Source organism: Frankia sp. AiPs1, assembly GCF_023716945.1.
GTDB lineage: Bacteria > Actinomycetota > Actinomycetes > Frankiales > Frankiaceae > Frankia.
Genome location: NZ_JAMQQF010000384.1, coordinates 1 through 5,714, shown reverse-complemented (window position 1 = coordinate 5,714; position 5,714 = coordinate 1). Strand labels below are relative to the sequence as shown.

Genomic DNA, 5,714 nt, shown 5'->3' with positions numbered 1-5,714 from the left:
AGGCAGGCCCGCACGGCGCTCGGCGCGTTGCGGCAGATCCGCACGGCCAGCGCGAGGGCGCCGTCGAGCGCCCCGCCGGTCTCGGTGAGCACGTTGACCAGGCCCGCTTCGTAGGCACGCCGGGCGTCGAACGGATCGCCGACGAGGATGAGCTCGCGGGCCAGGTTCAGCGGCAGGGCCCGCGGGCCGCGAAACAGCGCGCCGCAGGTGGGGACGACCCCGATCGTCACCTCCGGCAGGCCGAACCGGGCGTCGGCGCCCGCCACGACGAGGTCGCAGGCCAGCACGATCTCCAGGCCGCCGCCGAGCGCGGGGCCCTCGACCGCGGCGATGAGCGGCGTGCGGCGACGCCGGCGGACCACGCCGTACTCGCCGCCTCGCTCGGTGACGTAGTCGCCCCCTGCGGTCAGGTCGCTGCCGGCGCAGAACACCGTCGGGGTACCGGTGAGCACGCCGACCCAGAGATCGTCGTCGTCGTCGAGCAGGTTCAGCGCGGCGTCGAGGGCGTCGGCCATCGCACGGTCGACCGCGTTGCGCCGGCGCTCGCGGCGCATCGACACGACCAGCACGTGGCCCTCGCGGCGGACGTCCACCCGGTGCGCGTCCCCGTCCGTCATCGCCCGCTCCACGCCCCGTCCCGCCGTGCTCCCCGACCCGTCATATGTTCCGACCCGTCATGCGCTCCGACCCGCCGTGCTCCCCGGCCCGTCATGCGCGCCGGCACGCCGGCGTCCGGAGGACCAGCGCCGGCCGGAGACACAGAATAGCCTTCTGGGCTGGCAGGAACGATGTTTCCGATCCGGCCGCGATCGGCGCGGCTGCGCCCGAGGGGATGTGCCCGCATGCAGGAACAGCGACGCGGCCGGAAGATCGCGATGGAACGGGCCGAGATCGACGCCTTCCTCACCGAGGAACGGGTCTGCCGGGTCGCGACGGCCGGCCCCGACGGCCCGCACCTGACGCCGCTGTGGTTCGTCTGGGAAGGCCAGGCGCTGTGGCTGTGGTCGATCGTGCGCAGCCAGCGGTGGACCGACCTCACCCGCGACCCGCGCGCCGCCGTGCTCGTCGACGCCGGGATCGGCTATGGCGAGCTGCGCGGGGTGGAGCTGCGCGGCCGGTTCGCCCCGGTCGGCGAGGCGCCGCGCGCCGACGTGCCGAACCCCGAGCTCGAGGCCCCGGAGCGCCTGTTCGCCGCGAAGTACGCCGACGGCGGCACGACCGGCCCCGACGGCCGCCACGGCTGGCTGCGCCTCACCCCCGAGAAGATCACAAGCTGGGACTTCCGCAAGCTCTAGCGGGCGGTGGCCGACTGGTGGCCGAGGCGGGTGGCGAGCTCGATGACCGAACGGTGGGCGGCGTCGAGTTCCGCCTTCGCCGTGGTGCGCAACTCGGCCATCGCCGGCACCCGGAAGGCCAGCGTCGCATCGGTCGACACGACCGTCACCGCCATCCCGAGGGAGCGGCCGAGGACCAGCTCGACGGGCGGGACCGCGTGGTCCCAGCCCGCCGTCGGGCTGCCGGGACCGTACTGCGCGCCGCGGGCGGAGACGACGACGGCCGGGCGGCCGGCCAGCGGCTGCTCCCGGGTGTCGAACGGCGCGGTCACACCGAGGACGTGCACCTGGTCGATCCACGCCTTGAGCGTCGACGGGATCGACCAGTTGTACATCGGCGCGCCGACGACCAGCACGTCGGCGGCGAGCAGCTCGGCGAGCAGGAGCTCCTGCGTCGCCGCGGCGGCCGGGTCGGGCGTCTCCCCCGGACGGCGCAGCCGTGGCGCCCAGTGCAGCGCGGCGTCGCTGAGATGCGGCGGCGGGTCGACGTGCAGGTCGCGGTAGGTCACCGTGTGCTGCGGGCCGAGCCCCTGCCAGGTGTCGGCGAAGGTCCGGGTCAGTGCCCGCGTCGTCGAGCCGGTGAGGTCGGCGGAGGAGTCCAGGTGCAGCAGTCCGGGCATGCGCACTCCTTGCTCGCGGCCGCGCTACCGCCGCCGACGCAGCGCCGACTTTACGCCAGCAACTCGGCCCGCTCAGGTTCACCTGATGGTCCCATTGTCGCCATGTGCCCGACCGCTCACCGTCCGCCGGGCGCGACAGCATCACGGCCCATGGACGTGAAACCCATGACCGCCTCGGCCGGCCCGTCCCGCCGCGCCATGCTGCGCACCGCCGCGATCGGCGGCGGGCTGACCGTCGTCGCCGGTCCCACCCTGTGGCGGCAGCCGGCCTTCGCGGGCACTGGCCCGGCCACCCTCCCCGAGCAGGTGCATCTGGGGTGGGGTGACGACCCGGCGACGGCGGTCACGGTGTCCTGGGTGTCGCCGGCCACCGTGCGCCGGCCACGGGTGCGGCTCGGCACCGCGGCCGGCGGGTTCGGCCGGTTCGTCGACGCCGAGGAGCGGACCTACGTCGACGGCCTCAACGGCCAGCGGGTCGTGACCTACCACGCGAAGCTGCGCGGCCTCACCCCCGGCACCGCCTACGTCTACCAGGTCGACACCGCCGACGGGCCGGTCACGGCCGGGGCGTCCACCGCCGGTCCGGGTGGTCCGGGTGGTCCGGGTGGTCCGGGTGGCGCCGGTGGGACGTTCACCACCGCCCGCCGCGGCCGGTTCCCGTTCCGATTCACCAGCTACGGCGACCTGGCCACCGACAAGGCGTGGACCATCTCGTCCCCCAACGCGTTTCACGCCGTGGACGCGGTCGAACGCTTCGCGCCGCTGTTCCACCTGCTCAACGGCGACCTGTGCTATGCCAACCTCACGTTCGCCCAGCAGCCGGCGGTGTGGCGCGACTTCGGCGTCAACGTGGCCCGCTCCGCGGCGAACCGGCCATGGATGCCGGCGCTGGGCAACCACGAGATCGAGTTCGGCAACGGCCCGCACGGCTACGACTCCTACCTGACCCGGTTCAGCCTGCCGTCGAACGGCGTCCGCGGCTTCGCCGGCACCTTCTACAGCTACCGGGTCGGCTCGGCATTGTTCATCTCCCTCGACGCCGACGACGTCATCTACCAGGACGGCGGCGCCTTCGCGGCGACCGACGTCGTCCCGCCGAACGGCGCGGCGACGATCCCCGCCGGCCACAGCCAGTACAACCGGCAGTACACCGGCCCGCTCGCCGCCGGCCCGAACGGCACCCTCACCCCCGGCGGGAACCTGCAGACCCGCTGGCTGGAGCACACCCTCGCCGCCGCGCGGGCCGACCGCACCATCGACTGGATCATCGTCCAGACGCACCAGTGCCCGCTGTCGAGCTCCGCCACCGGCAACGGTTCCGACCTCGGCCTGCGCCAGGCGTGGCTGCCGCTGTTCGACCGCTACCAGGTCGACCTCGTCGTCTCCGGGCACGACCACGACTACGAGCGCACGTTCCCGGTCCGGGGCTTCGACCGCGACCGCGGGACCGAGGTCGCCGGCGGCGCAACCGTCGACACGCTGCGGCCCCGGCCCGTAGTCACCGACCCGACCGCCGACACCTTCGACACCGACGCCGGCACCGTCTACCTGGTCCTCGGCGGCGGCGGCACCAGCGGGCCCACCGACAGCTACGGCGTCACCCCGACCGGCGCCCGGCAGGGCAAGGTCATCACGAGGCGAAACGAGATCACCCGCAACGCGTCGACCGGCGTCTACGCCAAGTCGCCCGCCGACGCCGTCGAGGAGGCGGTCTGGTCGGCTCGCCCCGACGCGACCGGCCACCCCTACGGCATCGCCGTGTTCGACCTCGACCCCGGCAGCCGCCCGGGCGGTCCGACCACCATCACCGTCGGCTACCACCATGCACCCCGCGTCCAGGCCGGCGACCCCCCGCCCGCCTACACCCTGCTGGAACGCTTCACCCTGCGCCGCCGCCGCTCCGACTGAGCCCCCGGACGAATGACCACCCGACCAACGGCCACTGACCGACGGCCGACGGCCGATGACCGCGGGAACTCCGGCCGCCCACCGGCCTGGCTAGGCTCGTGGGCATGGAGCTGCGTGAGGTGATGCGGACCGCCGGCGCCGTGCGGGAGTTCACCGCCGAGCCGGTGCCGGACGAGGCCCTCGAGCAGGTTCTCGACGCCGCCCGGTTCGCCCCGAGCGGCGGCAACCAGCAGCCGTGGGTCGTGCTCGTCGTGCGCGACCCCGAGCTGCGCCGGCGGCTGCGCGACCTCGTCCGCGAAGGCTGGCGGGAGTATGTGGCGCAGCGACGCGCCGGGGTGCGGCCGTTCGCGCCCGGCCCGGACGGCCGCTGGCACGGCCCCGCGATCGACCTCGACGCTGCCGCCCGTACCCCGGCGCCGAGCGCCTTCGTGGACGCCTTCGACCAGGTGCCCGTCCTGCTCGTCCTCGCCGTGCGGCTCACCGCGCTCGCGGTGACCGACGTCGACCTCGACCGGCAGAGCGTCGTCGGCGGCGCGTCGATCTACCCGTTTGCGCAGAACATCCTGCTGGCGGCCCGCGATGCCGGCCTCGGCGGGACACTGACCACCTTCGCCGCCCGACGCGAGCCGGCGGTGGCCGCCCTGCTGCACCTCCCGCCCGACCACGGCCTCGCCGCCGTGCTCGCCCTCGGCTACCCGGCGCGGCCCACGACCCGGCTGACCCGCCATCCGGTCGGCACCTTCACCCGCATTGACACCTTCGACGGCCCCGCGTTCGGCACGGCGACCGCGCCGCCGCCGCCGGGCGGCCCGACGGATTCGCCGGCGGCCGGCTGAGGTCCACGGTCGATTGGCCGGCACCGGCGACTCGAAAGAGGAGTGAAACCGGCCGCAGCGGGGTATGCTCCTGCTTTGTCGCGTCCCGCCCAACGACGTGCCGGGGCTGATCTCATTAGCGGATCACAAAGGTGGCGGATATTATGACCGATATTGTCACCATGGTCGCCTCGATCGACGAGCTTCCTACCGTCGAGGAAACAGACGCGATGCTGAACGAACTACGGCGACTATCTCGCGACGCGGCGACGACCAAACTGATCGACGATCTACTGGAGCTCCGGTCACTACTCGGCGCGTCGAATCACTGCGCACCGGATGGTGAACTGGCCGGAGTGCCGCAGTCCCAGCCCACGCTCCCGGGCGGGGCCCCCGCCGACTGATCGGTAGGGCCATCGTCCGCGCGCGCGGGATCGCCAGCTGGATCTACCCACCGGCGCCGTCTCTGCATCTCCCGACCTCGTGGTCCGGTGAGCAGGGCGGCGCCGGTTGTCGTGGCGGCCGGCCCGGGACTGCGCGCTCGAGCGCCCGGCCACCGCCTCGACCAGGCGCCCCGAGGCCGCAACCGTCACAATGCAGGCGAGTTGCTCGGATACCGCCAAACCCGTCCTCGTAATCACGGAGATGGCCGGCGAAGGCCGACGACGCGTAGCGTGCGCGACATTCTCCGCGCTCATCCCCGGGCGGATCCTAAAGTAATTCGCGTCGACCCGACAACCCGCTCCCTGTCTCGTCATGCGCGTCAGCCAGGAGGGTTCGGGTCCGGGAAACGTCGACGCGCAGGTCCCCGCCGATCGAGGAATCGGTATTTCGACGGCTTTCGACGAGAGCCATCATGCCGCCGGCGGGGAGTGCGCTGTCATGCCCGCGATGCGGGCGGGATCGCACAGAATCGGAGCAGAAGTGGCCAGTAAAATCGGGGGACGGGGCGGGGACCAGGCGGACGACGGTCCGCGTCCCGGGCCGAGCCGGCGGGCCGCCGTCGGCCTCGCGGCGGTCGTCGCCGGGGCCGGCAC

Annotated in this window: 6 protein-coding genes; 4 read left to right on the top strand and 2 right to left on the bottom strand. The window is 73.5% G+C overall.

The genetic code is table 11. The features are described from left to right. A partial coding sequence (locus tag ND748_RS23495) for an enoyl-CoA hydratase-related protein (RefSeq protein WP_251748129.1) occupies window positions 1-617 on the bottom strand: 617 nt, incomplete at its 3' end. Window positions 618-842: 225 nt separating this feature from the next. Here ND748_RS23495 and ND748_RS23490 point away from each other — a divergent pair. Further along, on the top strand, window positions 843-1,295 hold the full coding sequence (locus ND748_RS23490) for a pyridoxamine 5'-phosphate oxidase family protein (protein WP_251748128.1): 453 nt from the start codon (window positions 843-845) through the stop codon (window positions 1,293-1,295). Here ND748_RS23490 and ND748_RS23485 read toward each other — a convergent pair. Continuing rightward, complete coding sequence (locus ND748_RS23485) at window positions 1,292-1,954, bottom strand: FMN-dependent NADH-azoreductase (RefSeq protein WP_251748127.1); 663 nt, start codon at window positions 1,952-1,954, stop codon at window positions 1,292-1,294. The two genes, ND748_RS23490 and ND748_RS23485, sit on opposite strands and share 4 nt — an antisense overlap. 165 nt (window positions 1,955-2,119) lie before the next feature. Here ND748_RS23485 and ND748_RS23480 point away from each other — a divergent pair, with 165 nt between their 5' ends. From ND748_RS23480 to ND748_RS23470, 3 genes are all read left to right on the top strand, one after another. Then, entirely contained in the window at window positions 2,120-3,862 is a 1,743-nt protein-coding gene (locus tag ND748_RS23480; RefSeq protein WP_251748126.1) for a metallophosphoesterase family protein, read from the top strand. Between the two features lie 104 nt (window positions 3,863-3,966). After that, on the top strand, window positions 3,967-4,698 hold the full coding sequence (locus ND748_RS23475) for a nitroreductase family protein (protein WP_251748125.1): 732 nt from the start codon (window positions 3,967-3,969) through the stop codon (window positions 4,696-4,698). Window positions 4,699-4,841: 143 nt separating this feature from the next. Continuing rightward, window positions 4,842-5,081, top strand: a complete 240-nt coding sequence (locus tag ND748_RS23470) for a hypothetical protein (RefSeq protein ID WP_251748130.1) — start codon at window positions 4,842-4,844, stop codon at window positions 5,079-5,081. Window positions 5,082-5,714: the final 633 nt, after the last annotated feature.

Bases quoted from the DNA above. Each gene is read 5' to 3' on its own strand.
- ND748_RS23470 (WP_251748130.1), top strand. From the start codon at position 4,842: ATGACCGATATTGTCACCATGGTCGCCTCGATCGACGAGCTTCCTACC.
- ND748_RS23475 (WP_251748125.1), top strand. From the start codon at position 3,967: ATGGAGCTGCGTGAGGTGATGCGGACCGCCGGCGCCGTGCGGGAGTTC.
- ND748_RS23480 (WP_251748126.1), top strand. From the start codon at position 2,120: ATGACCGCCTCGGCCGGCCCGTCCCGCCGCGCCATGCTGCGCACCGCC.
- ND748_RS23485 (WP_251748127.1), bottom strand. From the start codon at position 1,954: ATGCCCGGACTGCTGCACCTGGACTCCTCCGCCGACCTCACCGGCTCG.
- ND748_RS23490 (WP_251748128.1), top strand. From the start codon at position 843: ATGCAGGAACAGCGACGCGGCCGGAAGATCGCGATGGAACGGGCCGAG.